General features: G+C 71.1%; 24 protein-coding genes. 9 read left to right on the top strand and 15 right to left on the bottom strand.

Features of this window, described 5'->3' with window-relative positions:
* Positions 1-120: 120 nt before the first annotated feature.
* Both ACFQ6S_RS17545 and ACFQ6S_RS17540 read right to left on the bottom strand, forming a co-directional pair.
* Positions 121-381, bottom strand: a complete 261-nt coding sequence (locus ACFQ6S_RS17545) for a hypothetical protein (protein ID WP_383409847.1) — start codon at positions 379-381, stop codon at positions 121-123.
* A 171-nt stretch (positions 382-552) separates the two neighbouring features.
* Complete coding sequence (locus ACFQ6S_RS17540; protein WP_383409844.1) at positions 553-1,173, bottom strand: hypothetical protein; 621 nt, start codon at positions 1,171-1,173, stop codon at positions 553-555.
* Positions 1,174-1,471: 298 nt separating this feature from the next.
* Between ACFQ6S_RS17540 and ACFQ6S_RS17535 the strand changes: the two genes are divergently transcribed.
* Positions 1,472-1,981: a hypothetical protein gene (locus ACFQ6S_RS17535; protein WP_383409841.1), complete on the top strand. Its 510-nt coding sequence runs from the start codon at positions 1,472-1,474 to the stop codon at positions 1,979-1,981.
* A gap of 115 nt (positions 1,982-2,096) precedes the next feature.
* On the opposite strand, the gene ACFQ6S_RS17530 is transcribed toward ACFQ6S_RS17535, so the two are convergent.
* Both ACFQ6S_RS17530 and ACFQ6S_RS17525 read right to left on the bottom strand, forming a co-directional pair.
* Positions 2,097-2,432 (bottom strand): hypothetical protein, encoded by a 336-nt coding sequence (locus ACFQ6S_RS17530; protein ID WP_383409840.1) that lies wholly within the window; start codon positions 2,430-2,432, stop codon positions 2,097-2,099.
* Between the two features lie 118 nt (positions 2,433-2,550).
* Positions 2,551-3,456, bottom strand: coding sequence for a ketopantoate reductase family protein (locus ACFQ6S_RS17525; RefSeq protein WP_383409837.1), 906 nt, complete (start codon positions 3,454-3,456; stop codon positions 2,551-2,553).
* A 100-nt stretch (positions 3,457-3,556) separates the two neighbouring features.
* Here ACFQ6S_RS17525 and ACFQ6S_RS17520 point away from each other — a divergent pair, with 100 nt between their 5' ends.
* The gene (locus ACFQ6S_RS17520; RefSeq protein WP_383409835.1) at positions 3,557-3,793 is read left to right on the top strand and encodes a DUF2277 domain-containing protein; all 237 of its coding nucleotides are present in this window, start codon (positions 3,557-3,559) and stop codon (positions 3,791-3,793) included.
* 134 nt (positions 3,794-3,927) lie between these two features.
* Here the strand turns inward: ACFQ6S_RS17520 and ACFQ6S_RS17515 are convergent, their stop codons facing one another.
* The 5 genes from ACFQ6S_RS17515 to ACFQ6S_RS17495 form a co-directional block, all read right to left on the bottom strand.
* Positions 3,928-4,527, bottom strand: a complete 600-nt coding sequence (locus ACFQ6S_RS17515) for a DedA family protein (protein WP_383409832.1) — start codon at positions 4,525-4,527, stop codon at positions 3,928-3,930.
* A 281-nt stretch (positions 4,528-4,808) separates the two neighbouring features.
* Complete coding sequence (locus ACFQ6S_RS17510; protein WP_383409829.1) at positions 4,809-5,246, bottom strand: DoxX family protein; 438 nt, start codon at positions 5,244-5,246, stop codon at positions 4,809-4,811.
* A gap of 89 nt (positions 5,247-5,335) precedes the next feature.
* On the bottom strand, positions 5,336-7,303 hold the full coding sequence (locus tag ACFQ6S_RS17505; protein WP_383409826.1) for an FAD/NAD(P)-binding protein: 1,968 nt from the start codon (positions 7,301-7,303) through the stop codon (positions 5,336-5,338).
* A gap of 365 nt (positions 7,304-7,668) precedes the next feature.
* Positions 7,669-9,309 (bottom strand): alkaline phosphatase D family protein, encoded by a 1,641-nt coding sequence (locus tag ACFQ6S_RS17500; protein ID WP_383409823.1) that lies wholly within the window; start codon positions 9,307-9,309, stop codon positions 7,669-7,671.
* Positions 9,310-9,440: 131 nt separating this feature from the next.
* Positions 9,441-10,085, bottom strand: coding sequence for an HNH endonuclease family protein (locus ACFQ6S_RS17495; RefSeq protein WP_383409820.1), 645 nt, complete (start codon positions 10,083-10,085; stop codon positions 9,441-9,443).
* Between the two features lie 411 nt (positions 10,086-10,496).
* On the opposite strand from ACFQ6S_RS17495, the gene ACFQ6S_RS17490 reads away from it, so the two are divergent.
* Both ACFQ6S_RS17490 and ACFQ6S_RS17485 read left to right on the top strand, forming a co-directional pair.
* Positions 10,497-11,078 (top strand): TMEM165/GDT1 family protein, encoded by a 582-nt coding sequence (locus ACFQ6S_RS17490; protein WP_383409817.1) that lies wholly within the window; start codon positions 10,497-10,499, stop codon positions 11,076-11,078.
* Between the two features lie 161 nt (positions 11,079-11,239).
* The gene (locus ACFQ6S_RS17485) at positions 11,240-11,917 is read left to right on the top strand and encodes an HAD family hydrolase (RefSeq protein WP_383409814.1); all 678 of its coding nucleotides are present in this window, start codon (positions 11,240-11,242) and stop codon (positions 11,915-11,917) included.
* A gap of 184 nt (positions 11,918-12,101) precedes the next feature.
* Here the strand turns inward: ACFQ6S_RS17485 and ACFQ6S_RS17480 are convergent, their stop codons facing one another.
* Positions 12,102-12,989, bottom strand: coding sequence for a peptidoglycan-binding domain-containing protein (locus ACFQ6S_RS17480; RefSeq protein WP_383409811.1), 888 nt, complete (start codon positions 12,987-12,989; stop codon positions 12,102-12,104).
* 290 nt (positions 12,990-13,279) lie between these two features.
* On the opposite strand from ACFQ6S_RS17480, the gene ACFQ6S_RS17475 reads away from it, so the two are divergent.
* A complete protein-coding gene (locus ACFQ6S_RS17475) occupies positions 13,280-15,334 on the top strand; it encodes a DHA2 family efflux MFS transporter permease subunit (RefSeq protein WP_383409808.1) in 2,055 nt (684 codons plus the stop codon).
* Positions 15,335-15,886: 552 nt separating this feature from the next.
* On the opposite strand, the gene ACFQ6S_RS17470 is transcribed toward ACFQ6S_RS17475, so the two are convergent.
* Positions 15,887-16,504, bottom strand: a complete 618-nt coding sequence (locus ACFQ6S_RS17470; protein ID WP_383409805.1) for a dihydrofolate reductase family protein — start codon at positions 16,502-16,504, stop codon at positions 15,887-15,889.
* Positions 16,505-16,619: 115 nt separating this feature from the next.
* Here ACFQ6S_RS17470 and ACFQ6S_RS17465 point away from each other — a divergent pair, with 115 nt between their 5' ends.
* Both ACFQ6S_RS17465 and ACFQ6S_RS17460 read left to right on the top strand, forming a co-directional pair.
* On the top strand, positions 16,620-17,189 hold the full coding sequence (locus ACFQ6S_RS17465) for a hypothetical protein (RefSeq protein WP_383409803.1): 570 nt from the start codon (positions 16,620-16,622) through the stop codon (positions 17,187-17,189).
* Positions 17,190-17,194: 5 nt separating this feature from the next.
* Complete coding sequence (locus tag ACFQ6S_RS17460; protein WP_383409801.1) at positions 17,195-17,497, top strand: hypothetical protein; 303 nt, start codon at positions 17,195-17,197, stop codon at positions 17,495-17,497.
* On the opposite strand, the gene ACFQ6S_RS17455 is transcribed toward ACFQ6S_RS17460, so the two are convergent.
* Positions 17,486-17,941 carry a DUF1992 domain-containing protein gene (locus ACFQ6S_RS17455; RefSeq protein ID WP_383409798.1) on the bottom strand — a complete coding sequence of 152 codons (456 nt, stop codon included), beginning with the start codon at positions 17,939-17,941 and terminating at the stop codon, positions 17,486-17,488. The genes ACFQ6S_RS17460 and ACFQ6S_RS17455 overlap by 12 nt on opposite strands.
* 98 nt (positions 17,942-18,039) lie before the next feature.
* On the opposite strand from ACFQ6S_RS17455, the gene ACFQ6S_RS17450 reads away from it, so the two are divergent.
* Positions 18,040-18,432, top strand: coding sequence for a hypothetical protein (locus ACFQ6S_RS17450; RefSeq protein ID WP_383409795.1), 393 nt, complete (start codon positions 18,040-18,042; stop codon positions 18,430-18,432).
* Positions 18,433-18,443: 11 nt separating this feature from the next.
* Here the strand turns inward: ACFQ6S_RS17450 and ACFQ6S_RS17445 are convergent, their stop codons facing one another.
* Positions 18,444-19,115 carry an O-methyltransferase gene (locus ACFQ6S_RS17445; protein ID WP_383409792.1) on the bottom strand — a complete coding sequence of 224 codons (672 nt, stop codon included), beginning with the start codon at positions 19,113-19,115 and terminating at the stop codon, positions 18,444-18,446.
* Between the two features lie 100 nt (positions 19,116-19,215).
* A complete protein-coding gene (locus tag ACFQ6S_RS17440) occupies positions 19,216-20,355 on the bottom strand; it encodes a DUF2330 domain-containing protein (protein WP_383409789.1) in 1,140 nt (379 codons plus the stop codon).
* Positions 20,356-20,652: 297 nt separating this feature from the next.
* Here ACFQ6S_RS17440 and ACFQ6S_RS17435 point away from each other — a divergent pair, with 297 nt between their 5' ends.
* A complete protein-coding gene (locus ACFQ6S_RS17435; RefSeq protein WP_383409786.1) occupies positions 20,653-22,707 on the top strand; it encodes a phosphatase PAP2 family protein in 2,055 nt (684 codons plus the stop codon).
* On the opposite strand, the gene ACFQ6S_RS17430 is transcribed toward ACFQ6S_RS17435, so the two are convergent.
* Positions 22,661-24,310, bottom strand: coding sequence for a glycosyltransferase family 87 protein (locus ACFQ6S_RS17430; RefSeq protein ID WP_383409783.1), 1,650 nt, complete (start codon positions 24,308-24,310; stop codon positions 22,661-22,663). The genes ACFQ6S_RS17435 and ACFQ6S_RS17430 overlap by 47 nt on opposite strands.
* Positions 24,311-24,363 lie beyond the last annotated feature (53 nt).

Here is a 24,363-nt window from a genome sequence, read left to right as displayed (position 1 = left end):
TTGGGATCCCGCTTCCTCAAGTTCACGCTGTCCAGGCCGACTTGAGGAGGTGGGCTCTCCCATTGCAGCAGCGGAAGTGGGCTGATCGTGAGGGGTACAACCCATCATGTTCCTGCACGTTCAGCTACCTGCTCCCCCATAACGGTCGGATGCCGACACGGCGAAATGCCCCCTCCGCCCGAGGGCGGCGGGTGGCGGGTGGCGGGCGGCGGGCGGCACGAGCTTGCGGGGCTTCTCCAGGGCGATCGCGGCCGCGGTCATGAGGGACCTTTTGTCGGCGGCCGGCGGCTCGTCGACCTCTTCCCAGGCGAAGTCCAGGGCAGTGTCTACCCGGAGCGCGGCGAGTTGGGCGACGCGGTGGGCGGTGGCTCCCTCCGTCATCGACGTGTCGAAGGTGAGCTCCAGCTTCGCAGCGATGAGACTGACGGTGCGCTGAGCTCGGCCGATCTCGCGGGCGATGTGCCCGCTTGTCCCGGTTGACGGCCATGGTCACCTCCGGGCACGCGAAGACCCGGCCGCGCACGGGCGCGGGCCGGGCCGGTCGGCGACGGGTCAGTAGTTCCCGTTGGAGATCATGTCGCCGTCACTCCCGTACACCGTGACGAGCCCGTTCTTCGACTCGTAGCAGGACGCGAACGCGGAGGCGATCAGCTTGGCGTCGCCGGCGTTCTCACTCATGAACCCGCCCTTGTAGTCGGTGAAGACTTCGGCGGAGTCGAGGATGTCGTTGCTCTTGTCGGCGCCGGTCACCTTGGTGACGTGTCCGACGGCTGCCTTCTCGGCGGCGGTGCCCGACTTGGTGACGCAGTCCTTGAACTGCTCGGCCTGGCTCTTGTCCTCGGCCGGCGCTTCCTCCGCAGGCTGGTCAGCGGCTTCTTCCGCAGGCTTGTCGGCGGCTTCCTCGGCAACCTTGGGCTTGTCCGAAGTAGCGGCGACGGCGTTGTCCTTGTTGCTGCCGTCGGAGGAGTCGTCGCCACCACCGCCAGCGATGGCGCCGATCACGATGAGGCCGACGAATACGCCGCCGATGATGCCGAGGACCTTGCCCGTCTTCCGCTTCGGCGGCTGGGGCGGGGGAGCGCCCCAGCCGGGCTGCTGCGGATAGCCGTATCCGGGCTGCGTCGGCTGCTGTGGTGCCCCGTATCCGGGCTGCTGCGGGTACTGCTGGCTCATGTGCCCCCCTTGGCGCAATTGCGTGGAGGGTGAATCTAACCGATGTGTGGGACGTGTGAAGACACTGCAATGGTTCTGTGACATAGGAGAATCGGGATCCGGAAATGACGAGGGGGGCGTGATCGTCGCGAGCGCAACTACAGTTGTCGTTCAGGATGGGCGAAGTGGGTCGAAGTGCGCACATAGGCAGGTAGGTTGCCCCTACCGCGTATACCGAGCGGACCGTTAATCAGCCATCACGGGAGCTCGCCACGTGGACCCAGTCACTGCGGCGGCATCTGCTGGGGCTCGGGCCCTGGTGGGCGTCGCAACGAAGAAGCTGGCTCCAGAGCCCGGCATCAAGCTTGGGAGCCGCAAAGAGCGGCGCGAGGTGTACCGCACCTTCCTCGACTCCGTCTGTGAGGCGCTCGCCTTCGCCGACTTGTTGCGCGAGGAGAAGCAGATCAGCGGCCTGTTCATCAGTCGCACCCGCTCTCGACAGCTCTTGCAGATGATGCATGAGCGTCGTACGGGTTTGATCCAGGCGTACTTCGAGATGCGGCTGGTCGCATCACCTGAACCGCTTCACGCCGCCGAGGAGGCCCTGGCGGCCACAAGTGAGGCCATCGGCGCGGCTGGTGGTGACGCGGAGGCGTATGCGCGTGCTGTGGTTCTGGCAATGGAGGCGCAGCGAGCCTTCACCGACGCATGCCGAGTGGACCTGGGGTACGAGCTGCGATGGTGGCAGTGGCGCCGGCGTCAGGCACTCAAAAGAGTCCACCGCCTCAGGGCCGCGCAGTTGGAAGCGGGACGCCAAGACGCGCCGTGATCATGCGCTGTCACGGACGGACATCGGCCTCGTCGAGGCCGGAAGGCCTGCTGGGCGATGGTGCCGTGGGGCACGGTGGGGAGGCTTCGGGGGCAGGTCCGCCGGCCCGGATCACTCAGCGCTCGTCCGCACCGTGGGCGTGCTTCAGCTTCATGCGGGCGTCCATCCGTTCCGCCGCGGCGACCTCCGACCAGAAGCGGTGGCCGCTGACGAACACCGCGAGCTCGTGCTCGCGCTGGCGGAGCTTCTCCACCGCCGCCTGCTCGTCCTCCGTCCAGCCGGGGGAGGCGGGGCGCTCGACCTTGCGCCAGCCGTTGTCGTCGCTGAAGCCGTCCAGGGGTGCGACCGACCAGGGGAGACGCTTCAGCAGGGCCGACAGCTCGGCCCGGACCTGATGCAGCTCCTCCTGACCGGCCAGGAGGTCACTCGGAAAGTCATAGGGCGTAGCCACGCGGCAATGCTACGCCTGTTCGATTTTGGGTTGCGAGTGCCTTTGGGCGGTTCATGCGAACGAGTGTGTGGGGGCATGATCGGCACGGAAGAGCACGTGCGGCCATGCCGTGTTCGACCTAGTGGCCCGCGGCCCTCAACTCGGTCACCAGGCGGGTCGCCACCGGCGCCGGTACCCCGTGCCGCTGTGCCGCGCGCAGCAACGCGCCGCCGATGGCGTCCAGTTCGAGCGGGCGGCCCGCCTCGGCGTCGCGTTGCATCGAGGACTTCGTGGTCGGCGGAAAGGCCTCGTAGCGGGTGAGGGCCTGGGCCGGATCCGCGGGGCCGCCGCACGCGCCGCTGACGGCCGTCGCCTCATCGACGAGGGACAGCAACTCCTCGCGGTGGCGGGTGCGTACCTCGCCGACGGGGAGGGCGTAGCGGGTGGTGAGCAGGGCGAAGGGCGCCAGCAGGGACATCTTCGCCCACAGGGTCGCCGCCTCGTCGGCGTGGACCCGGGTCGTGGGGCCGGCCGCGTCGAGGACCTGTGCCAGAGCGTCCAGGCGGTCGTCGGGTACCGGGTCGCCGGTGAGGTCGATCTCGGCGAAGGGGGTGCCGTGCTCGATCTCCCCCGGGGCGACGCGGGTCGACTCGGCGCGGATGGCGGCGGGGGCCACCCGGTCCGGGCGGTACCGGGTGCGGAGCAGCTCGGGGTGTTCCACGCCGTTCAGGAACGGTACGACCAGCCCGTCGCCCAGCGCGGCGGGCGGGACGCGGGTCAGCGCCGCGTCGAGGGCGGTGGCCTTGACCGCGATCAGACAGGCGTCGACCGGTTCGCGGAGCTCGGTGTCCGCCTCGACGGGGGCCGTGAAGTCCCCGAACAGTCCGCTGCGGACGCGGATCCCGCTCGTACGCAGGGTCTTCGCCGTCTCGTCGCCGGCCAGGCAGATGACGCGGTGGCCGGACCGGGACAACAGCGCCGCGAGCAGGCCGCCTATGCCGCCCGGACCCAGTACCGCCACGGTGAGTTCGTCGTTCGCCGTCATGCGATGCACTCCTCCTCGTCGGTCGACCCCGTCCCTCGACGGTGGCCGCCTCGGACTCGATCATGGCAGAGGGGGCCCTCCCCGAGGGAGACTGTGAAGCATGTGCCGCAGCATCAAGACACTTCGTCCGCCCGTGTTGCCCGAAGAAGCCACGGAAGAGGAGATCCGCGCCGCCGCCCTGCAGTTCGTGCGCAAGGTCTCCGGCTTCCGGGCCCCGGCCGCGCACAACCAGGAGGTCTTCGACCGCGCCGTGGACGCGATCGCCGAGGCCACGGCCGAGCTGCTCGACGGCCTGGAGGTGCGAGGAGCCACCGCGACGGCGCGCAGGGCCGGGTAGCGCGAGCGGGAGCAGAGGCGGGAGCGGGTGAGCGTACGGCCAGGGCATCGGCCGGGCATACGCCATGGCCGTGCGTCTTCCGGGCCGTAGGCCCGCTGCGTCCTGCGTCCTGCGTCCTGCGGGCCGCCGTACTCCTACGCCGGCTTCCGCCGCACCAGGTACGTCGCCACCGCTCCCGCCGCGAACAGCGCCGCCACCGACACTCCCGTCGCCAGCCATGTCGCCCCCAGCCACTGGGCGCCGAAATAGCCGAGGGCCACGCTGTAGACGGCCCAGGCGAGGCCCGCCAGGGCGGACCAGGGGAGGAAGTCGCGGGGGCTGCGGTGGGTGGCGCCTGCGCTCAGGGAGACCACCGAGCGGCCCGCGGGGGCGAACCGGGCCAGCACCACCAGGGCGCCGCCGCCCCGGGCCAGGGCAGCGCCGAGACGTTCCTGCGCAGATGTGAGGCGGCGGGAGCGGGCGATGGCGCGGTCCAGCCGGGCGCCGCCGCGCCAGGCGAGGCGGTAGGCGACCAGGTCGCCCAGGACGGAGGCCGTCGCGGCACAGAGCGTCAGGGCCAGGATGTCCGGCACCTCACCGGGAACCTCTCCGGTCGCGGCACCCGAGCCCGCGGCCGCCGCCGTGGCGGCCGTGATCACCAGGACGCCGCTGGGCAGCACCGGTACGAACACGTCCAGTAGGACCGACAGCGCGACCACCACATAGATCCATGGGCCCGCTGTCAGCGATCCCACGTCCTCGATCCCCTCGAGCACCGCAACTCCCCGTTTTTTCCCCCGTGGCCAGACCGTGCCGCGACGTCGCGGGGGAGCGGCAGGGGCGGCCTATGACAGCCATACAGCGTACGCCGGGGGTGTGACAGCTGCTTCATCGGGGGCTCGTGTGATCGGCACAACATGTTCACCCGGCTGCCGCGGGCGCGATCCGCGCAGGCCCGGGACGAACGGCGCCCGCACCGCGTGAGCCGCGCGGATACGGGCGCCGTCGTACGGGCCGGGGTCGGCGGCCGGAGCCGTCAGGCCGCGACCGGAGTCTGCTCGGCCGCCGTCGTGCTCTGTGCGCCGGAGCGCTTGGCGAACAGCCGGTCCAGTCCGAACGCGCCGGAGCCGGTGAAGATCAGCAGGAACATGGCCCAGCAGTACATGGCGGCGCCTTCGCCGCTGTTCTCGATGGGCCACAGCGCCTGCGGCTGGTGGACCTTGAAGTACGCGTACGCCATGGCGCCGGAGGAGACGAACGCCGCGGCGCGGGTGCCGAGGCCGAGCAGGACCAGGCTGCCGCCGACGAGCTCGATCACGGCGGCGTACCAGCTGGGCCATGCGCCGGCATCCGGGGTCTCGCCGCCGAAGGTGCCGAAGAGCGAGTTGGCTCCGTGGCAGGCGAAGAGCAGGCCGACGACGATGCGGAACAGGCCGATGGCATACGGCTGGGCGCTGTTGAGGCGTCCGGTCATGTGGGGGGCTCCCTCGGTCTGGTGCGGCCGGTGCCGGTGGGCAGCGGCCTGGGGACGGAAATCGAACGGTGGCCCCACGTTAGGCAACCCTAATCGATGCTTGCAAGTTCAACATTTGGCCACACTTGCGCCTCGGCATCCTCTTCCGTCCCGGAAACAACGGCACGTAGTGCCGCCCTGGCCACCGCATCCGCATCCGAAAGAGTGACCGAATCCACACCCGGTCGGGCGCCCGCCGCCGTCACCCAGTGCACCCCCTCCGTGGGCACCCCGAACGCGAACCGCCGTGCGTGCGCCCGTCCCTGACAGTCGATCAGGCGGTACGGACGCGGTGTCACATCCAGCCCGCCGGTCTCGTAGCCGTCGACGGTGTGCGGCCGGCACTGTCCCGTCTTCAGCAGCCTGGCCAGCAGTTCGTCCCCGGTGCGGCGCAACTCGGGCTCGGGCAGCCGGGCTTCGACCAGCGTCGTCGCCCGGACCGCCGAGCCCGGCACGTCGGGGGAGTGCGCCACCCACGCCCCGGACTCCTCCCGCACGTCGAGCCGTGGCCCGAGCACTTCCAGTACGCCGGCCTCCATCAGTGCCACCAGTTCCTCGACGCGCCGACGGGGCGGGCCGATGGAGAGGAAGGCGTTGAGCGGGGTGTACCAGCGGTCCAGGTGGTCCCGGCGGGAGCTGCCGGTCAGGCCGCCGTGGTCGACGATCAGGCGCAGTTCGTTGCGCAGGTCGCGCAGAACGTCGAGGGCCGACTTCAGCGGGCCGTGCACATTGCCCCGGGCGGCCTGCGCGGCGTCCTCGCGCAGATACGCCAGCAGCCAGTCGCGCCACTGCCCCGGGTCGGCGAAGTCGCGTCCCGTGTGCGGCCGGGAGATCCGGTCCCAGCTCCAGCGCTCCCGCTCGGCGATGCCGAACTCGTCGAGCAGGCAGGCCTCTTGGGGATCGCGGTGCGGGACGGCGAGGAAGCGCTCGATGAACTCCGGCCGGCGGTCCCCCGGTATCAGCGCCGCGCAGTACACCGTCTCCACCTCCTTCGCCACCAGCGGCCATATCTCCGCGAGGAAGTCCGGCGCCTCACCGGAGTCCGCGCGCTTGCGGAAACCGGCGATCACCTCGGGGGTCAGCACGAGAGGGAGATGGCGGCCGTAGGGCCCCTTCGCGTTGTCGCCGCGCGCCTGGTGGGGGATGCCGCGCCGCGAACCGGCGTACAGGCGTGGCTCGTTGCCGGAAGGGAGATAGCGCAGGGGCAGTCCCTCGGCGTCCCGTACGAAGCGGCCGCCGCGGCCCGTCGTGAACAGGGCCATGTGGTCGAAGAAGTTGAGGCCCAGGCCGCGCAACAGCACCGGTTCGCCCGGGGATACGGCGGACAGGTCGACGTCGGCCGGGTTCACGGGGGCGATGTGGCGCAGGCCGTGGCGCTCGGCGTACGAGGACTGGTGGCGCTGTGCCGTGTCGGCGGCCGTCGGCAGATGCCCCTGCGCCAGCACCACGGCGGACAGGGCGGGCAGGACGCGGCCGTCGTCGAGGGTGAGGACCTGGCGGCCGTCGGGCGCGTCATCGAGCCGTACGGCTCGGGCGGCGTACGTCTCGACCCGTATCGCGGGCGGCGCCTCGCGCACCACCTTCGTGAACACCCACTCCAGATACCGGCCGTAGTCGGCGCGGGTCGGGTAGTCGTCCGGGCCCAGCGCGCCCGCCGCCCAGTCGTACAGGCTGGGGCCGGGCCGGATCGGGCCCGAGCAGTCCACGCTGTCGTCGGTGAACAGGGTGACCTGCGAGGACACCGTGTTCATCAGCAGCTCGGGCGACTGAGCGGTGCGCCATACGCGACCTGGGCCGGGCGGCGCCGGGTCGATCACATGGACCGTGAGGCACGCACCGGGCGGGATGAGTTCGGCGGCGGAGGCGCAGAGGCGTTCCAGGACGCTGGTGCCGCGGGGGCCGGCGCCGACCAGGGCGACGGAGACCGGGTGGGAGTCCGAGGTCGCCGTGGGGGAGTCCTGGGCCGGTGCGGAGGTCGGAGCGGTCAAAGGGGTGACTCCCGGGCGTGTGGGGCGCATTGGAGCGAACCGTCGGGCGGAAGCGGACGGTCCGGCTCATCATGCCGTCGGGAGCGGGGGGAGCTGACCCCGGGGGTCAGCGAGTGTGGGATGCATCACGAGCATCACCTGCCACGCCGGTCGCATACGGTCGGAACGGTTTGAATACGGGGCGACTTCGGACTCCGCGGCGAATTTTTCGGGGGCCTCGGGTTCGTAGTCGGCTGCGGGTTGTGTCGGGCTGGTCGCGCAGTTCCCCGCGCCCCTGAAGGTCGGCCTGGCGGCCGCCGACCCAGGGTTGCGCGGGGAACTGCGCGAACGGCCCCCACCGGCCCGCAGCCGACAGCGAACCGAACACCCGAGCTCTCAGGCGCAGCGGCTCACCCTCACCGTGTGAGTTCCGACTCCGCCACCGTCCGCAGCCGTGCCTCCGTCCCGCCCCCTGCCCGTGCCTGCTCCAGCCGCAGTCGTGCCGAGCGGCCGCGCAGGGTCAAGGTCATGAGCTGGTTGCCGAACCACGGGCCCCCCGTGCGGCGCCAGTCGATCGGCGGCTGCGGACAGGCGCCGTGCCCGGCGAACCGGCGGCCCAGCCAGCGGCCCGCTCCGCTCCAGCCGAAGCGGAAGCCGAGCCGGATCGCCATGTGGATGGCGTTGTGGACGGGTGAACAGGTCAGCTGGAGGACCCGGGCTTCGGGCCCCTCGCCGTCCGGCCAGGCCGGCTCGGCCACATAGGCGTGATGCACGTCCCCCGACAGCACACACACCGTCGCCGGCGCCCCCGCTCCCGATCCGGCCTCGGCGATCAGCGCCGCCAGCGCGTCGAAGGACCCCGGGAACGCCGCCCAGTGCTCCAGGTCGGCCCGGCGCCGCAGATCCTCCCCGAACCGCGCCCAGCGCTCCCCGCGATCACCCCGGCACAGTGCGGCGTTCCACGCCTCGGCGTCGTGCACCAGGTGCGGCAGCAGCCAGGGCAGGGAGGTGCCGATCAGGAGGTGGTCGTAGGAGCCGCGCTCGTCCAGTGCCTGCTCGCGCAGCCACTGCGACTCGCCGGGGTGGAGCATGGAGCGCGCTTCCTCGTCGAGGACCCGGGCCGCCCGCGTGTCCACCATCAGCAGCCGGACCCGGCCGAAGTCGCGCCGGTAGCTCCAGCGGACCGAGGCCGGGTCGGCGTCCGCCTTGCACGCGAAGGAGCGCAGCTCGTCGGTGCCGTCGGGGGTGTCGCGTACGGCGGCGTAGAGCGGGTCGGCGGCCAGCTCGGCCGGCGACAGATTGCCCAGGTGCTGGTGCACCCAGTACGACATCAGCCCGCTCAGCAGCCGCTCCCGCCACCACGGCGTGGCCCGCATGTCGGCGAGCCAGGCGGCGGAGGTGTTCCAGTCGTCGATGACGTCGTGGTCGTCGAAGATCATGCAGCTGGGCACGGTGGATAGCAGCCAGCGCACCTCGGGGTCGAGCCAGGACTCGTAGTAGAGGCGGGTGTACTCCTCGTAGTCCGCGACCTCGTTGCCCGGCGGCTCGCTCAGATCGCGCCGCGCGGCCAGCCAGCGCTGGGTCGCGTTGGAGGTTGCGTCGGCGTACACCTGGTCACCCAGCAGCACCAGCACGTCCGGCCGCTCGCCCTCCGGGTCGCCCGCCATCCGGGCGGCCAGCGTGTCCAGGGCGTCCGGCCCGACCGGGTCCGCCTCGGCGGCGGGCGGCGCGGCCCAGCGGCAGGAGCCGAAGGCGAGGCGGACGGGGTCGCTCTCGGCGGGGGTGCGGATGACCGAGGGAGGGAAGCGGTCGTCGGGGAGCGGCCACACCCGCGCGCCGTCGAGGAGGACCTCGTACGGCGTGGTCGTCCCCGCGGTGAGACCGGTCACCGGCACCAGGGCGTAGTGGTGCCCCGCGATCTGGAAAGTGCGGGCCTCGCCACCGGAACCGTCCGCACCGCGCACCTCGGCGGCGCACGGACGGCTCGCCTCGACCCACACGGTCGCGGACGAGCCGTCGACATACCTCAGCAGTGGCCCCAGGCGCAGTTCCGCCACGTGATCGCCCTCCTCCATCGCCCCGTACGGTACGGAACGACGGAGGAGAACGGGGAGGTTCCGCAGATCACGGTTTGCCGAACTCCGGCGGTACCGCGTCAGTGATCCGGCGGTACCGCGTCAGTGCGCCGTCAGCAGCTCGCGAGGTAGTTCGTGAGGGCGGACTTCTCCGCCGAGTCGACGGAGAGGCCGTAGTAGTACTTCACCTGGACCCAGGCGCGGACGTAGGTGCAGCGGTAGGCCGTGCGCGAGGGCATCCAGGTGGCCGGGTCCTGGTCGCCCTTGGCCTGGTTCACGTTGTCCGTGACGGCGATCAGCTGCGGGCGGGTCAGGTCGTTGGCGAAGGACTGGCGCCGCGAGGTGGTCCAGCTGTCGGCGCCGGAGTCCCAGGCCTCGGCCAGCGGGACGAGGTGGTCGATGTCGAGGTCGGAGGCGGCGGTCCAGGTGGCGCCGTCGTAGACCGAGTACCAGCTGCCGCTGGTGGCGGCGCAGGAGGAGTCCTGGACGACGTTCGTGCCGTCGCGCTTGAGGACGACCTCACGGGTGTTGCAGGCGCCGGACTGGGTGATCCAGTGCGGGAAGAGGTCGCGGTCGTAGCCGGTGCGGTCCTCGGAGGCCACGGTGAGCTGGGCCAGGTAGCTGCGGGCGGTGGCGCCGCTGACGGGGGTGGGGAGCGCGGCGGAGGCGGTCGGAGCGTTGAAGAGGGCGACGGAGGCTATGAGACCGCTGAGGGCCGCGAGTATGCTGACCCGTCGACGCGCGTAGAACTTCGACATGCGAACTCCCTTGAGGGGTGGGGGTGTTGGCGTGCGAGCGAAGGAATGCTCGCCGCGCCGCATTGCGGGGAGGTGTGCGTCCGGTAAGAAACTAGTGACGCGTTCATGACACGACAAGATTGAGTGTGTGACTTTCTTCCTGTGAATCGGCCGGCCGGCCGTTCGACGGGGTCACGTACCATGGGCGGTGCAGAAGGGGAGTAGCTCTTCGCCGGACCGTCGACATACTGCTCAGCTCGTCTGAGCCGGCGCCCGGAGGCGGGCCTCGTTTCACGAGGTCGGCCAGCGAGACCTTCGGCAAGCAGTGCACGCCCGTGTCGCACGACACAGGTGCCGAGTGTGCTGCCGTGCCGAGGTGTCGCAGCGCAGTGACAGTGCTCTCGGTGGGGCAGCCCGACCGATTGAGGAACCTTGATCAGCTTCACCGTGACGGCCGTCGTGTTCGGCGTCGTCTTCCTCGCCGAACTGCCCGACAAGACCGCGCTCGCCGGGCTGGTCCTCGGTACGCGCTATCGCGCCTCGTACGTCTTCGCAGGCGTCGCCGCCGCCTTCGCGGTGCATGTCGCGCTGGCCGTGGCGGCCGGCAGTGTGCTGACCCTGTTGCCCCAGCAGATCGTGCAGGCGCTCACCGGTGTGCTCTTCCTGGGTGGTGCCGCCGTGCTGCTCATGAAGAAGGACGAGGACGAGGACGAGATCCGCAAGCCGGAGAACCAGTCCTTCTGGAAGGTGTCCGGGGCCGGGTTCATGCTCATCCTGGTCGCCGAGTTCGGCGATCTGACGCAGATCATGACGGCGAATCTCGCGGCGCGCTACGACGATCCGCTGTCGGTCGGCATCGGTGCGGTGCTGGCGCTGTGGAGCGTCGCGGCGATCGGGATCGTCGGCGGAAAGGCGCTGATGAAGCGGATTCCGCTGGCGGTGATCACCAAGGTCGCGGCGGTGCTGATGCTGGGTCTTGGGGTGTGGAGTCTCTGGGAGGCCGTGACCGGCTGAGCTGAACGGTCGGTGAACCCTTCTCCAAGCCGGTGGCGAGAACCGGCCCGCGTTTTGTACCGTAGAGAAACAAAGTGGCTCCGCCCGTTTTCCCTGACCGGCGGGCGGGCCCGCTTTGTCCTTCGGGGGCCAGCCTTTTCCACCCTGTCTTGGAGCTGCCGATGACGGCCACGACCGTCCCCACCGTCCCCACTGTGCTCACCGCCCGCGCCCTCCTGCTCGACATGGACGGCACGCTCGTCAACTCCGACGCCGTCGTGGAGCGGATCTGGCGTCGCTGGGCCGAGCGGCACGGGCTGGACGGGGACGAGGTGATGAAGGTCGTGCACGGCCGGCAGGGGTACGCCTCGATGGCCCTGCTGCTGCCCGACCGGCCGATGGAGCAGAACCACGCCGACAACGCGCGCATGCTCGCGGAGGAGACGGCGGACGTGGACGGCGTCGTGCCGATTCCGGGGGCGCCGGAGTTTCTGGGCTCGCTGCGGGGGCTGCCGCACGCACTGGTGACGTCGGCCGATGTCGCGCTGTCCACGGCGCGGATGGCCGCCGCCGGGCTGGCGCTGCCGGAGGTGCGGGTGACCGCGGAGTCGGTGGGCGCGAGCAAGCCCGATCCGGAGGGCTTTCTGAAGGGTGCCGCCGAGCTGGGGATCGCGCCGGCGGACTGCGTGGTGTTCGAGGACTCCGGCGCCGGTATCGAGGCGGGGCGCTCCGCGGGGATGCGGGTGGTGGGTGTGGGGCCGCGGGCGGGGTTCCATGGGCCGGATGTGTGTGTGGGGGACTTGCGGGGTGTGCGGGTTGAGGCCTCGGCGGGTGGGGAGATCCGGGTGATCATCGCCTGAGGGCTCGGGGAGCTTCGGTTCGTCGGCGGCTGCGGGTGGGTGGGGGTTGCTCGCGCAGTTCCCCGCGCCCCTTGTCGGCGTGCGGTGGACGTACTTCCAGGGGCGCGGGGAACTGCGCGACCAGCCGCAACGTAGCCCGCAGCCGCCGACGAATCTGAAGTCCCGCGCTCTCAGGCGAACCGCGTCACGGCTCGTTGGTTTCCGACTCCAGCCTCTGCCTGGTCTCCAGGTCGTACACCCCGTAGTCCTCCGGCTGGACCCCTCGCGCCCACTGGTAGCGGGTCACCGCGTCCTCGACGCCCTCGTTGTAGTTGCCCCTCGCCTGCCGGGTGTACAGGCCGAGTTGGGTCAGGCGGAGTTCCAGCTCGGTGACCTCGGGGCCCCGGTCGCCTCGGCGGAGGGTCTCGGGTGCCGGGTCTCGCTCGGCGGGGGAGTCGTCCGCCTGGGAGTCGGTCGGCTCCGTTGCCGAGGGTGTGGTCGTCGGTTCCGTCGACGGGGACGCGGTCGGGGACGCCGTCGAACGGGACGGGGACGGCGAGGAGGTCGGGCTCTGCGTGGGTGACGCCGAGGCCGAGGCCGAGGTGGGGGGCGGCGTCGACGGTGTCGTCGTCGCGGTCGGCTCCGACGCCTCGCTCGTCGACGGGGCCGGGACGCTCGCCCGTACGTCGTCCGGGAGCGCTGTCTTCCGGGTCGGCGCCTCGTAGCTGAACACGCCGCTCGCCAGGCCCGCCGCGGTCATCACCGCCACGAGGGCTCCGCCCACGCCCAGCAGGACCGTGCGGCGGTGCCGCGAGGCTCCGCTCCGGATCTCGTCCCGGTCGGCCAGGTCGTCCTCGTCGTCCGGCGCCCCGGCCGTCCTCGTCGCCGGCTCGAACAGGCTCAGGTCCTGTGCGTTCGGTGTCGTGGCCGCGGACGCCATCGGCGCCGGCCGCTGTGGCTCGATCGGCCGCAGCTGCATCGTTTCGGCAGCGCTGTCGCGCTCCAATTCCACGTATGGCCGTATGCGCAGCGGATCGAAGTCCTCCGCGGCGGCCGCCTCCGCCGTGCGGGCGTCTCTCAAAGCCTCGGACACACGCGGGCCGCAGCCGCACGACGGGGTGTTGTCGGCCGCCCTCGGTGCTCCGCACTCCGGGCAAAGGCGGGCATCGGGGCGGCCCGGGTCCTGTGGACCCTTCGCTCCCTCGGCTCCCCTCGGCTCTGTCACGCGTTCGTCCCTCCCTCGCGAACTCCCCAGATTATGCAGACGTTCCTCACGCCGTCTCCGCAAGCCCCCGGAAGGGTTCATTCCAAAGGGACTCGACAGGCCATAACCCGACATAGCGATCACGATGGAGGATGTAACGAGACCTTCGGGAGGTCTTCATGACCGGGGATGCGCACGGTATGACGGGAAATGTGCGTGACGCGCGGCCCCCGGAACGGCGAGCCGGGCCGCACGAGAACGTGCCCGGCAACGTCCTCGTCTCCATCGGCGCGCTGCTCCTCGGCATGCTGCTCGCGGCGCTCGACCAGACGATCGTGTCCACCGCGCTGCCCACCATCGTCAGCGACCTCGGTGGGCTGGAGCATCTGTCCTGGGTCGTGACGGCCTATCTGCTGGCGTCCACGGCCGCCACTCCGCTGTGGGGCAAGCTCGGTGACCAGTACGGGCGCAAGCGGCTCTTCCAGATCGCGATCGTGATCTTTCTCATCGGTTCCGCGCTGTGCGGCATGGCGCAGGACATGGCTCAGCTCATCGCGTTCCGGGCCGTCCAGGGGATCGGGGGCGGTGGGCTGATCGTGCTGTCCATGTCGATCGTGGGCGACATCGTGCCGCCGCGGGAGCGGGGGCGGTATCAGGGGCTGTTCGGGGCGGTGTTCGGGGCGAGCAGTGTGCTGGGGCCGTTGCTCGGCGGAGTGTTCACGGAGCATCTGAGCTGGCGGTGGGTGTTCTATATCAATCTGCCGGTCGGCGTGGTCGCGCTCGCCGTCATCGCCACCGTGCTGCGGATTCCGCGCAGGTCGACGCGGCATGTCATCGACTACGTCGGTACGTTCCTCATCGCGTCCGTGGCCACGTGTCTGGTGCTGGTGGCGTCGCTCGGCGGTACGACCTGGGGCTGGGGGTCGGTGGAGATCGTCGGGCTGGCGCTGCTCGGGGTCGTGCTCGCCGTCGTGTTCGTCGTCGTGGAGCGGACGGCGGTCGAGCCCGTTCTGCCGCTCAAGCTGTTCCGGGTGCGGACGTTCGCGCTGTCCGCGGTCATCAGTTTCATCGTCGGGTTCGCCATGTTCGGGGCGATGACGTATCTGCCGACGTTTCTCCAGGTCGTGCAGGGGGTCAGTCCGACCATGTCCGGGGTGCACATGCTGCCGATGGTGGTGGGCATGCTGCTGTCGTCGACCGGGTCCGGGCAGATCGTGAGCAGGACCGGGCGCTGGAAGGTGTTTCCCGTCGCCGGGACCGGGGTGACCGTCCTGGGGCTGCTGTTGCTGCACAAGCTCGATGTGGACAGCTCCACCTGGGAGATGAGCCTGTTCTTCTTCGTGTTCGGGCTGGGGCTCGGGCTGGTCATGCAGGTGCTGGTGCTGATCGTGCAGAACGCCGTGTCGTACGAGGATCTCGGCGTCGCGACGTCCGGTGCGACGTTCTTCCGGTCGATCGGGGCCTCGTTCGGGGTCGCGATCTTCGGCACGGTCTTCGCGGCTCGGCTGGACGACAAACTGGTCGAGGCGTTTCGGGGGGTTCGGCTGCCGGAGGGTGTCTCGTTGGAGGGGCTGGAGGCGGATCCCCGGGACATCTCGGAACTGCCGGCGGGGCTGCGGCCGGGGGCGTTGGAGGCGTACGCGTCCTCGATCACGGATGTGTTCCTGTACGCCGCGCCTGTCGCGCTGGTCGGGTTCGTGCTGGCCTGGTTCCTGCGGGAGGACAAGCTGCGGGGGTCCGTCACGGCGCCCGATGTCAGCGAGACGCTGGCCAGCAATCCGGTCGAGCGGTCGTCGTACGACGAGGTGTGCCGGGCGTTGTCGGTGCTCGGGACGCGGGAGGGGCGACGGGAGGTGTATCGGACGATCACCGAGCGGGCGGGGTACGACCTGTTGCCGGCGGCGAGTTGGCTGTTGCTGCGGATCAAGAAGTACGGGTGGGTGGAGCCGGGGGTGCTCGCGGAGCGGAGTTCGGTGCCGTTGCCGGTGATTCTTGACGCCGCTCGGGAGGTGGAGGGGCGGCGGTTGGCTGTGCGTGAGGGGCTGGATCTTGTGCTGACGGATGAGGGGCGGGAGGTTGCTGAGCGGTTGGCCCGGGTTCGGGAGGAGTCGTTGGCGGAGTTGCTGGGGGACTGGTGGGGGCCGGATCGGCCCACCGATCTGGTTCAGCTCGTGAAGGAGCTGAATGAGGAGTTGTGCGGGTGCGATCGGGAGCAGCCGGGGGCTCGGTCGTGATGCCTGCGGCGCCTGTGCGGGGGCGGTGGGGGTGCCTGTAGCGCCTGCGGGTGCGTTCTGGGTCGGGGCCGGGGTGGGGGGTGTCCGTCCTCGGTCGGGCGGTTGACGTTGGGCAGGGAGGTAGGCGTTTGTTGACGCCCGCCGCTGCGGGCGGACACCCCCCACCCCGGTCCCTGGCTGCCGTACGCGGGTGCCGGCGGTGGGGGTACGCCGGGCTCCTCGATGGTGGTGGGGACTGGCGGGTGGGCAGGCGGATGCCGGTGGCCTGCCTCAGGGGGTGCGGGATTGGTGGGGGTGCGGGTAGTGCCCGCGGGTGTGTTGGGGGTCGGGGCGCACATCCGCAGCCCGGTCCCTGGCCGCCGTACGCGGGTGCCGGCGGTGGGGGTGCGCCGGGCTCCTCGATGGTGGTGGGGACTGGCGGGTGGGCAGGTGGATGTGTGTGGCCTGCCCCAGGGGCGCGAGCGGGATCGTTGGGGGTCGGGGCGCACATCCGCAGTCCCGCCCCTGGCCGCCGTACGCGGGTGCGGGGCTGTGGGGTGCACGCCAGTGCTGCTAGTGGGCCCGCAGGCGGATGTGGGTGGCCTCGGGGGCGTCCAGTACCTGGGTCTTGTGCCATTCGAGGAGCTTGTCGCCGACGTTGTCGAACAGGCGGCGGCCGCCCTCGCCGGTCAGGACCGGGACTACGTGGAGGAGCAGTTCGTCGAGCCATCCGGCGCGGATGAACTGTTGCACCAGGTCCGCCCCGCCCGCCAGGGACACGTCCTTGCCGCCGGCCGCCTCGCGGGCCAGGGACAGGGCGTGTTCGGGGCCCTCGGTGACGAAGTGGTAGACCGTGCCGCCCTCCTTCGGCACGCTCTCGCGGGGATGGTGCGTCACGACGTACACCGGCATGTGGAACGGGGGGTTGTCACCCCACGGCTGCTCACCGGTGATGTACATGCCGTGGCCCATCACCACCGCTCCGGGGCGCTTGATCCAGTCGGCGACCAGGTCGTCCTCCGGGCCGCCCTGCCCGCCCTTGATGCCTTGTTCCCGGCGCCAGCTCCGGAGGCCGTACACCCACTGGTGCAGGCGTTCGCCGCCGATGCCCAGGGGGTGTTCGCGGCCGGAGTCGGGGCCGGCGATGTAGCCGTCCAGGGACATCGACAGCTGTGCGATCACTTCGGTCATGGTGCTTGCTCCCTCTTGATTGAAAGGCTTTCACCATGTCGTCGATCCGGGAGGCGTCGAATCGACACGCCGTCGGCGGCCGTTTGAGGTGCGCCTTCCGGGCAACCCGCCACACATGTCCACAGCCGTGATCATTCTGATCGTGATTGTCGCGGTCGTCGTCGTGTTCGGCGTGACCGCCATGGCCCTGCGCGCTCGGGGTGCGCAGGGCAGCCGGGGTCTGAGGCGACGCTTCGGGCCCGAGTACGAGCGGACCGTGGCCCGGCACGACGGGGACGCCAAGGCCGCCGAACGTGAACTCGCCCAGCGGGTGGAGCGGCACGGCGGCCTGCGCGAGCGTTCCTTGGAGCCGACCGAGGCCGAGCGGTTCGAGGCCCGCTGGACCGCGGCCCAGGAGCACTTCGTCGACGCGCCCCGAGAGGCCCTCGGCGAGGCCGACCAACTGCTCGCCGACCTGGCGCGGGCCCGCGGGTTCCCGGACGGCGCGCAGTACGAGGAGCAGCTCTCGGCGCTCTCCGTGCACCACGCCGGCCGTGTGCAGGGCTACCGGCACATCCATCGCGTCGCCCACGCACCCGGGGACGGCGCCGGCACGGAGGAGATGCGTGAGGCGATGATCGAGGGCCGGGCCCTCTTCGAGGAACTGGTCGGAACGTCCAACAGGCAGCACGCGGAGAGGAGTTGACACAGATGACGGACGTCACGAAAAGCGTCACGAACGAGGCGCCGCTCCTCACGCTCGACGAGCGCGACCGGCTGGAGCTGCGGGTGCAGGAGGCGGTGTCCCGCTTCGTCGACCAACCGCGGTCCGCCGTCGAGGAGGCCGACCACGCCGTCGAGGACATCCTCGGACGGTTCACCGACGCCATGGCACAGCGGCGTCGCACCCTGCGCACGTCCTGGCAGGAAACCGACGACAGCGCCGACACCGAGCAGCTCCGACTCGCCCTGCGTGACTACCGCGAGCTGGCGGAACGGCTCCTACGCATCTGACGCACGCGACCCGTCCGACACATCCGCCACACCTGACCCGGCCATCGTCCGGCGCTCCCGCCACTGCCGTACGACCTCTTCCACGTCGTACGGCTTGCGGCCCAGGGGAGGGCCGGGCGGTGGCTTGAGCAGCATGTCGTGGATCTTGGCGTTGACGTCCGTGATGATCTTCCGGACCGCCCGCTCCGTCGGTGCCGCGTAGGCCGCCGTCAGCGCGTCCTCCGCCTCCTTGCGCAGGGCGAGGCCCGCGGGCAGGACCGACAGGCCCTCGCGGGCCATCTTGCGCTTGACCCACCACAGTTCGTCGTACGGGGCTTCCAGGTCGCTCGGCAGCGGTTCGCCGGTTCCGGGCAGTCCGTCGAAATCGCCGCGCACCTGCGCGTCGTGGATCTGCTTGTCGACCCAGGACTCGAACGGGACACCGGGGGGCTTTCGCTCGGTCATGAGTTCATTGTGCCGGACGCGATGGTGCCGGGCGATTTATCATGCGGCGTCGGCAGCCAAAACGGCCGTCGTACCAGGATGTTTCAGGAGGGGCGCCAGTGCTCGAACTCACCATGGCCGCCGTGTCCGCGGCGGACGAGGGTGCCACGGCCGGCATGCTCATGGCCGACGCACCCAGCGAGCCGGGCGCCGTGCTGCGGGTGGGCCGGGACAAGGCGGTGTGCCGGCTCTCGACGCCGGACGACTGGCTGTTCGTCTCGCGGGTGCATCTGGAGTTCCTGTGCGGGCCCGACGGGGGCTGGCAGGTGACCTGGCTGCGCGGTTCGCAGCCCGACCCGTCCTCCGAGGTGCGGCTCACCGTGGGCGAGTACGCCCAGCCGATCGGCTACGGCGGGACCGTGCCGCTGCCGAGGGGCGGCAGCGGCGAGATCGTCATCCACGACCGCACCGCCCCCCGCAGCGTCAACGTCGGCTTCTACCACGAGGCTTGAGCCCCGTCGCCTCAGGCGAGCACGCGCGCCAGGGCGAAGCCGTCGTAGCCCTTGCTGCCGACGGTCTGGACCGCGGTGCCGCTCAACCTCGAATGACTGCCGATCAGTTCGATGGCGGTACGGGTGCCCCTGACATCCGGCGCGTCGGTCTCCGCGTCGATCACCCGGCCGCCGCGCACCACGTTGTCGAGGACGATAAGGCTGCCCGTGCTCGTGAGCCTGAGCGCCCACTCGATGTAGTGCGCGTTGTTGGCCTTGTCGGCGTCGATGAAGACCAGGTCGAAGGGGGCCGGGTTCTCGTCGGCCAGCTTGGGCAGCGACTCCAGGGCCGGTCCGATCCGTACCTCCACGACCTTGTCCAGGCCCGCGCGCGCGATGTTGCGGATGGCGACCTCGGCGTTCTTGGCGCTGTACTCCAGCGAGATCAGCCGGCCGTCGGCGGGCAGCGCGCGGGCCATCCAGATGGTGCTGTAGCCGGCGAGCGTGCCGATCTCCAGGATGTTGCGGGCGCCCTGGATCTCGGCGAGGAGCCTCAGGAGCTTGCCCTGGGGCGCGGTGACGCTGATGCTCGGCAGGCCGGCCGCGTCGCTGTCGCGCAGGGCCGCCCGGAGGGTGTCGTCGTCGGGTGAGAGGTGGGCGGAGAAGTACTCGTCGACGTCGTCCCAGAGCTGAGACTCGCTCATCGCCTTGCCCTCCAGAGGGTTAGTTAGAAGCGCTAACTAGATGACCTAAGGAATATAGTCGCGCGGCCCGTTCCCCGCCGGGATTTCCAGGATGGTGGTTTCAGCCGATCTGCGCAGGCGGCTGCGCGGAGGGCGGGGGCGCCTCGGAGGAGTGGGGGCGGGTGCGTCGTACGGTGAACACCGCCGCCGTCGCCATCGCCGCGACCAGGCCCGAGGCCAGCGTGAGCAGCCACGCCGGGATTCCGGCCACCGTGCGCAGCCGGTCCTCGTGGATCACCTGCCGGAAGGTGTCGTCGGCCGGCGCGCGGCGCAGCTCGTGGTCGCCCGAGATCCGCTCGGGGTACGGGAACTCCTGACCGATCGCCGTCAGGAACGGCGCCCCGGCCGCCAGCCGGGCCAGCGGGCCGCTCCTCGCCGTCACCCGTCCGGCGTAGGTGACGCGGGGGCGTTCACCGCCGATCCCGGACGCCGGCTCCATGCGGTGCGCGGCGAGGACGTACAGACCCAGGGACTGGGGCGCGTCGGCCAGGCGTGACAGCCGCATCGGGTAGACCGGTCCGTCCGCGCGGAAGGTGAGATGCAGGGGGTCCAGGGCGCCGGTCAGAGCGGTGCCGGCGGTCTGCGGGGTCAGCTTCACGGCCACGTACTCCCAGCGCCGTTCGACATACGGCCGCAGGGCCCCCGTCAGACGGGGCGGCAGGGCGAAGCCGTTGCTGTCGAGCCAGCCGTGCAGGGCGTCCGGGTCGGTCGCCGTCAGCCGGGCCACCTCGAACGGGCCCAGGCGCTGCCGGCCGACCACGCCCACCGGGGCGCCGGCGCCGGGCGGGGGCGAGGGAGGGGAGCCCGCGGTGCCGTCGCCGGCGACCAGGGGCCAGTCGCCGTCCTGGGGCCAGAAGTGGTACCGGGTGCGCTGCACCGGGGCGCTGACCTTGTGCAGTTCGTCGAACAGGTCCGGGTCGCCCAGGCGGACCGTCGCCCGCCGCGGCACCGGCATGATCCAGGCGACCCGCTCGGCGTCCCCGTGGACGGTCAGGCGCAGCACGATCTGCTCCCGCGCCCCGTCCCAGCGCACGACGGACTCCTCCCGCGCGACGGCCACCCGCCGTGCGTCGCCGGGCACCATGGCCCCGCAGCCGCACGCCCACGCGGGCACCGCGAGCTGGCCGAGCTGGAGGGCGAGCAGGGCAAGGACGAGGGTGAGCGCCCGGCTCCGGGTACCCGTCCGCAGTAAGTCCGCCATCGCGCGCAGCCCCTCCATCCCCGCGAGCCCCACCGCCGTGTCGGCGGCAGGGCTTCAGACGGTACGGCGGATGATCCGGTTCCGTGGCCGGGGCGGCGCGATGTGATCGATGCCGCCCCCAGCGGAGGCGGGTGAACCTGGGGCCCACTATCGTCATTCGGACAAAAGGAGAGCGGACGTCAGGTGAACCGGGGGTTGCCTGCGTCCCTCTCCGGGGTGGTGCGAGCCGCATAGGGTTCGTGGAGATTCCTGACGCGTGGGACCTGTGGGACGAGCGGGGCGGGAGGCCGACGAGGCGTGGCGAATGCGGAGCACGGTGGGCGACCGGCGGAAGCGCTCGGAGCGACGGCCGTCGGCGCGGTCCGGATACGCCTGCGCCTGACACGGCTCGGCCTGTGGCTCGTCGCCGCGATCCTCGCCGTACGGCAGGTCGCCGTCGTCCTCAGTACGCCGCGCGGGGAGCGGTTGACGGATCTGGAGACCTGGGTCGGGCCGGACGGCGTCCTGCATGTGAAGGGCTCGCTGTACGACTCGACGGAGTTCACCGGTACCCCGTTCGGCGGACTCGTCCTCAAACCGCTGACCCGGGCCGCCGAGCAGGCCCTCGGCTGGGGCTGGACCTTCGGAACCCTGCTGCTCGTCGTCGCCCTCGGCCTGGTCGCCGCCCGCGCCCTCCCGCAGCCGGTGAGCCGCAGGACCTCACTGCTCGCCGCGCCCGTCGCGGTCAGCCTGCTCATGCTGTCGCTGCCGGTGCGCAACGCCCTCTACCTCGGCCAGACCAGCATCCTCCCGGTGCTGCTCGTCCTGCTCGGCTGCTTCGCCGTGCGCGGCGAACGCGCCAGCGGCGTCCTCATCGGCCTCGCGGCCGCGCTCCAGCCGACCCTGCTGCTGTTCACCCCGCTGCTGTGGTTCACCGGCCGCCGCCGGGCCGCGCTGTCCACGGGCGCCGCGTTCGCCGCGGGCACGGCGGTCGCGTGGGTGGCGATGCCGAGCGACTCGTACACCTACTGGGTGCACCACATGGCCGGCGTCGGCCTCGGCGGACGCGCCGACGACCTCGCCAACCAGTCCTTGCACGGCGCCCTGCTGCGGCTCGGGTTGACCGGTCCGCTGGAGATCGCGCTCTTCCTGTTCCTCGGCGCCGCCGTCGCCGTCCTCGCACTGCGCCGTGCGGTGCGCTACGCCCACGACGGACAGCTGCTCCTCGCCGTCGCGATCACCGGCTGCGCGGCGATCGTCGTGTCGCCCACGGCCTGGCAGCACCAGCTGCTGTGGGTGCTGCTCGCGGTCGTCGGCCAGGTCGGCAGACGGTCCTCCGACCGGTATGTGTGGCCGGTCGCGATCGTCCTGATCATGACGCTGCCCGCCAGGATGATGGTGCCGGACAAGGTGCTCCTGCATCCGCTCCGGGCCGACCTGGTGCTCCTGGCCGCCGTCGCCACGGCCGCCGTCGTACCGTTCCTGTCGCGCACCTCGCCCTACTGGCAGACGCCGATCCCGACCCGGTACGCCGACAAGGTCCCGTCCCGCTTCCGGCACATCCCGCTGGTGCAGTCCCTGCGCCGGGTCGTCTCCCGCCCGAACCTGCTCTTCGAACTCCTGCTGATCCGGGTCACGTACTACGCGTACGCCCAGATCCGCCTCGCCGCGGCCGGCGGCTCCAACGCGGCCGGCCGGGTCACCGCAGAGGAGCACGGCGAGGAGGTCCACTCCATCGAACGCGCCCTGAACATCGACATCGAGTACTGGGCGAATCACGCCGTGGTGAAGGTCGACTGGCTACGGGGCTTCTTCGACTTCTACTACGAGTCGTTCCACTTCGGCGTCCCGCTCGCCATCCTCGCCGTCCTGTACTGGCGCCGCCCCGTCGACTACCGCTGGGCCCGCACCGCGATCGGCTTCGCCACCGTCTTCGCCCTGATCGGCTTCTGGCTCTACCCGCTCGCCCCGCCCCGCCTGATGCCCGGCCTCGGCTTCATCGACACCGTCCACGGCCCGCAGGACTTCACCCAGCCCGACTACGGCACCCTGACCGAACTCACCAACCAGTACGCGGCGATGCCGTCCCTGCACTTCGGCTGGTCCCTGTGGTGCGGCCTCGTGATCCTGATCCTCGCGCCCAGGTGGTGGATGAAGGCCCTGGGCCTGCTGCATCCCCTCTTCACGGTCAGCGCGATCGTCGTCACCGGCAACCACTGGGTGCTGGACGCGGTCGGCGGCGCGGCCGTGGTGGGCGCCGGCTTCGGGATGACGTACCTCTTCCAGGGCCCGCGCGCCAAGGCGGTGACGGCGCAGGCCGCGAAGGTCAGCAGTGACTCCCCGGCTCCGGTGAAGGACCGTACTCCGAGCTGATCCGGTACTCGCCGGGAGCCGAGACGCTGAGCTCGGTGAACTCGCCCTTCGCGGTGAGACACCCGCCGCCGTCCGCCCGCAGCCACGGCGAGTAGGCGACCCGCACGGTGGCGGTCCCGGCTCGCGCCATGCGTACGACGACATCGGCGCTGGACGTCGACACGACGCTCGCGGGCTCGCTCACCAGCGGCCGTGCGTCCCGCACCCGGTACACCCGCCAGTGCGCGTCCTGCCACACCGGCTCCAGCCACTCGGGCCGGTGATCGCGGATGAGCCGGGCCTCCACCTCGGCGTACCCGTCGGGCTTGCCGAGCGGCAGGACGACGTACCCGACGGCCCAGCGATCCAGCCACTGCCGGTACGTCGTCGCGGAGAACGAGCCGTCGTAGAACAGCCGCGCCCGCTCCATGTCGAGCTGCCGGTTCCAGCCGCGCGCCATGTTCACATGCGGGGCGAGCCCGCTGGCCTCGCGGTGGTTGCGGGCCGGGACGACCTCGACGCGGGTGCGGTCGGCGCCGAGGTGGTCGAGGGCGCGGACCACTCCGTGGGTCTCGGCGGCCCAGGTCGGCACGGTGGTGGAGACGTACAGATCGTCGCCGGTCTTCTTGGCGACCCAGCCGACCGAGTACACGAGGGCGGCTATGAGCAGGACCCGGCGGAACTTGGCCAGCCCCGGCCGAGCCAGCAGCACGGCGAGCAGGGCGGCGGGCGCGAACAGCTCCGCGAAGCGCTCGACGTTCGTCCCTATGGGCGAGGCTATGAGATACGTCAGCACCGTCCCCGCCGCGTACACGGCACCGCTCCAACGGGCGACGCGCCAGCCGCGGGGCGCGAAGAAGGCCACGGCCAGGCCCATGAGGAGCGGCGGCCATATTCGCCCCGCGAACATCAACTGCTCGCCCTTGAAGGGGAACAGCAGGGTGGTCGCCCCGACGGTGACGGCGGGCGGAAGGAACAGCGTCAGGGCGCGGGGGTAGTCGCGGGCGAGGAGAAAGCCGGCGCCCACGACCACCAGGAAGAGCCCGGCCACCGGGCTCGCCATGGTCGCGAGCGCGGCATAGGCGCCGGCGAGGACGATCCGCCGGTCACGGGACAGCATCAGACACGCGGCGAGCCCGAAGGCGACGCCGAGGGCGAAGGTCGTACGGCCGGAGGCCACGTTGCACCACAGCGCGAACGACGCGAGCAGGGCCGGGCCGAGGGGCTTGCGGAGCCCTTCGACACGGGTGATCAGGACGGCCGCGAGCCAGGTCGCCGCGAGCCCGGAGAGCACGGTGACCGTGCGCACGCCCAGGGCGGCCATCAGATACGGGGAGACCAGGCTGTAGTTGGCGGTGTGCGTCCCGCCGTACCAGAAGAGGTTGTAGGCCGAGCCGCCGTGCTGCGCCGCGAACCCGGCCCACGCGTCCTGCGCGGCCAGATCGCCACCGCCGGTGGCGAGGAACAGGGCCCAGATCGCGTAGAGGGGCAGCGTGGGGAGGGTGGCCAGGAGGGGGATGCGGTGCCGGGTCCAGACCGTGCGCAGGAGCCGCTTATGGGCAGGGGGCGGCGGCTCGGGGGCGCTGGTGAGCGGACGGGTGCTGGTGAGTTCGGCTGGGACCACGTGAGCGAAGACGTGGAATGGCTGGGGAACGTTCATCGGCGGGCGCAGTTGAC

The sequence above is a fragment of the Streptomyces sp. NPDC056479 genome, assembly GCF_042795335.1.
Classification (GTDB): Bacteria; Actinomycetota; Actinomycetes; order Streptomycetales; family Streptomycetaceae; genus Streptomyces.
This window is presented reverse-complemented; position numbering and strand designations above follow the sequence as displayed.

What these genes read in the sequence shown, in the direction of transcription:
- ACFQ6S_RS17485 (WP_383409814.1), top strand. Translation starts at nt 11,240, where the DNA reads ATGACGGCCACGACCGTCCCCACCGTCCCCACTGTGCTCACCGCCCGC.
- ACFQ6S_RS17465 (WP_383409803.1), top strand. Translation starts at nt 16,620, where the DNA reads ATGTCCACAGCCGTGATCATTCTGATCGTGATTGTCGCGGTCGTCGTC.
- ACFQ6S_RS17520 (WP_383409835.1), top strand. Translation starts at nt 3,557, where the DNA reads ATGTGCCGCAGCATCAAGACACTTCGTCCGCCCGTGTTGCCCGAAGAA.
- ACFQ6S_RS17470 (WP_383409805.1), bottom strand. Translation starts at nt 16,504, where the DNA reads ATGACCGAAGTGATCGCACAGCTGTCGATGTCCCTGGACGGCTACATC.
- ACFQ6S_RS17525 (WP_383409837.1), bottom strand. Translation starts at nt 3,456, where the DNA reads ATGACGGCGAACGACGAACTCACCGTGGCGGTACTGGGTCCGGGCGGC.
- ACFQ6S_RS17495 (WP_383409820.1), bottom strand. Translation starts at nt 10,085, where the DNA reads ATGTCGAAGTTCTACGCGCGTCGACGGGTCAGCATACTCGCGGCCCTC.
- ACFQ6S_RS17460 (WP_383409801.1), top strand. Translation starts at nt 17,195, where the DNA reads ATGACGGACGTCACGAAAAGCGTCACGAACGAGGCGCCGCTCCTCACG.
- ACFQ6S_RS17445 (WP_383409792.1), bottom strand. Translation starts at nt 19,115, where the DNA reads ATGAGCGAGTCTCAGCTCTGGGACGACGTCGACGAGTACTTCTCCGCC.
- ACFQ6S_RS17510 (WP_383409829.1), bottom strand. Translation starts at nt 5,246, where the DNA reads ATGACCGGACGCCTCAACAGCGCCCAGCCGTATGCCATCGGCCTGTTC.
- ACFQ6S_RS17455 (WP_383409798.1), bottom strand. Translation starts at nt 17,941, where the DNA reads ATGACCGAGCGAAAGCCCCCCGGTGTCCCGTTCGAGTCCTGGGTCGAC.
- ACFQ6S_RS17540 (WP_383409844.1), bottom strand. Translation starts at nt 1,173, where the DNA reads ATGAGCCAGCAGTACCCGCAGCAGCCCGGATACGGGGCACCACAGCAG.
- ACFQ6S_RS17475 (WP_383409808.1), top strand. Translation starts at nt 13,280, where the DNA reads ATGACCGGGGATGCGCACGGTATGACGGGAAATGTGCGTGACGCGCGG.
- ACFQ6S_RS17440 (WP_383409789.1), bottom strand. Translation starts at nt 20,355, where the DNA reads ATGGCGGACTTACTGCGGACGGGTACCCGGAGCCGGGCGCTCACCCTC.
- ACFQ6S_RS17545 (WP_383409847.1), bottom strand. Translation starts at nt 381, where the DNA reads ATGACGGAGGGAGCCACCGCCCACCGCGTCGCCCAACTCGCCGCGCTC.
- ACFQ6S_RS17505 (WP_383409826.1), bottom strand. Translation starts at nt 7,303, where the DNA reads ATGCGCCCCACACGCCCGGGAGTCACCCCTTTGACCGCTCCGACCTCC.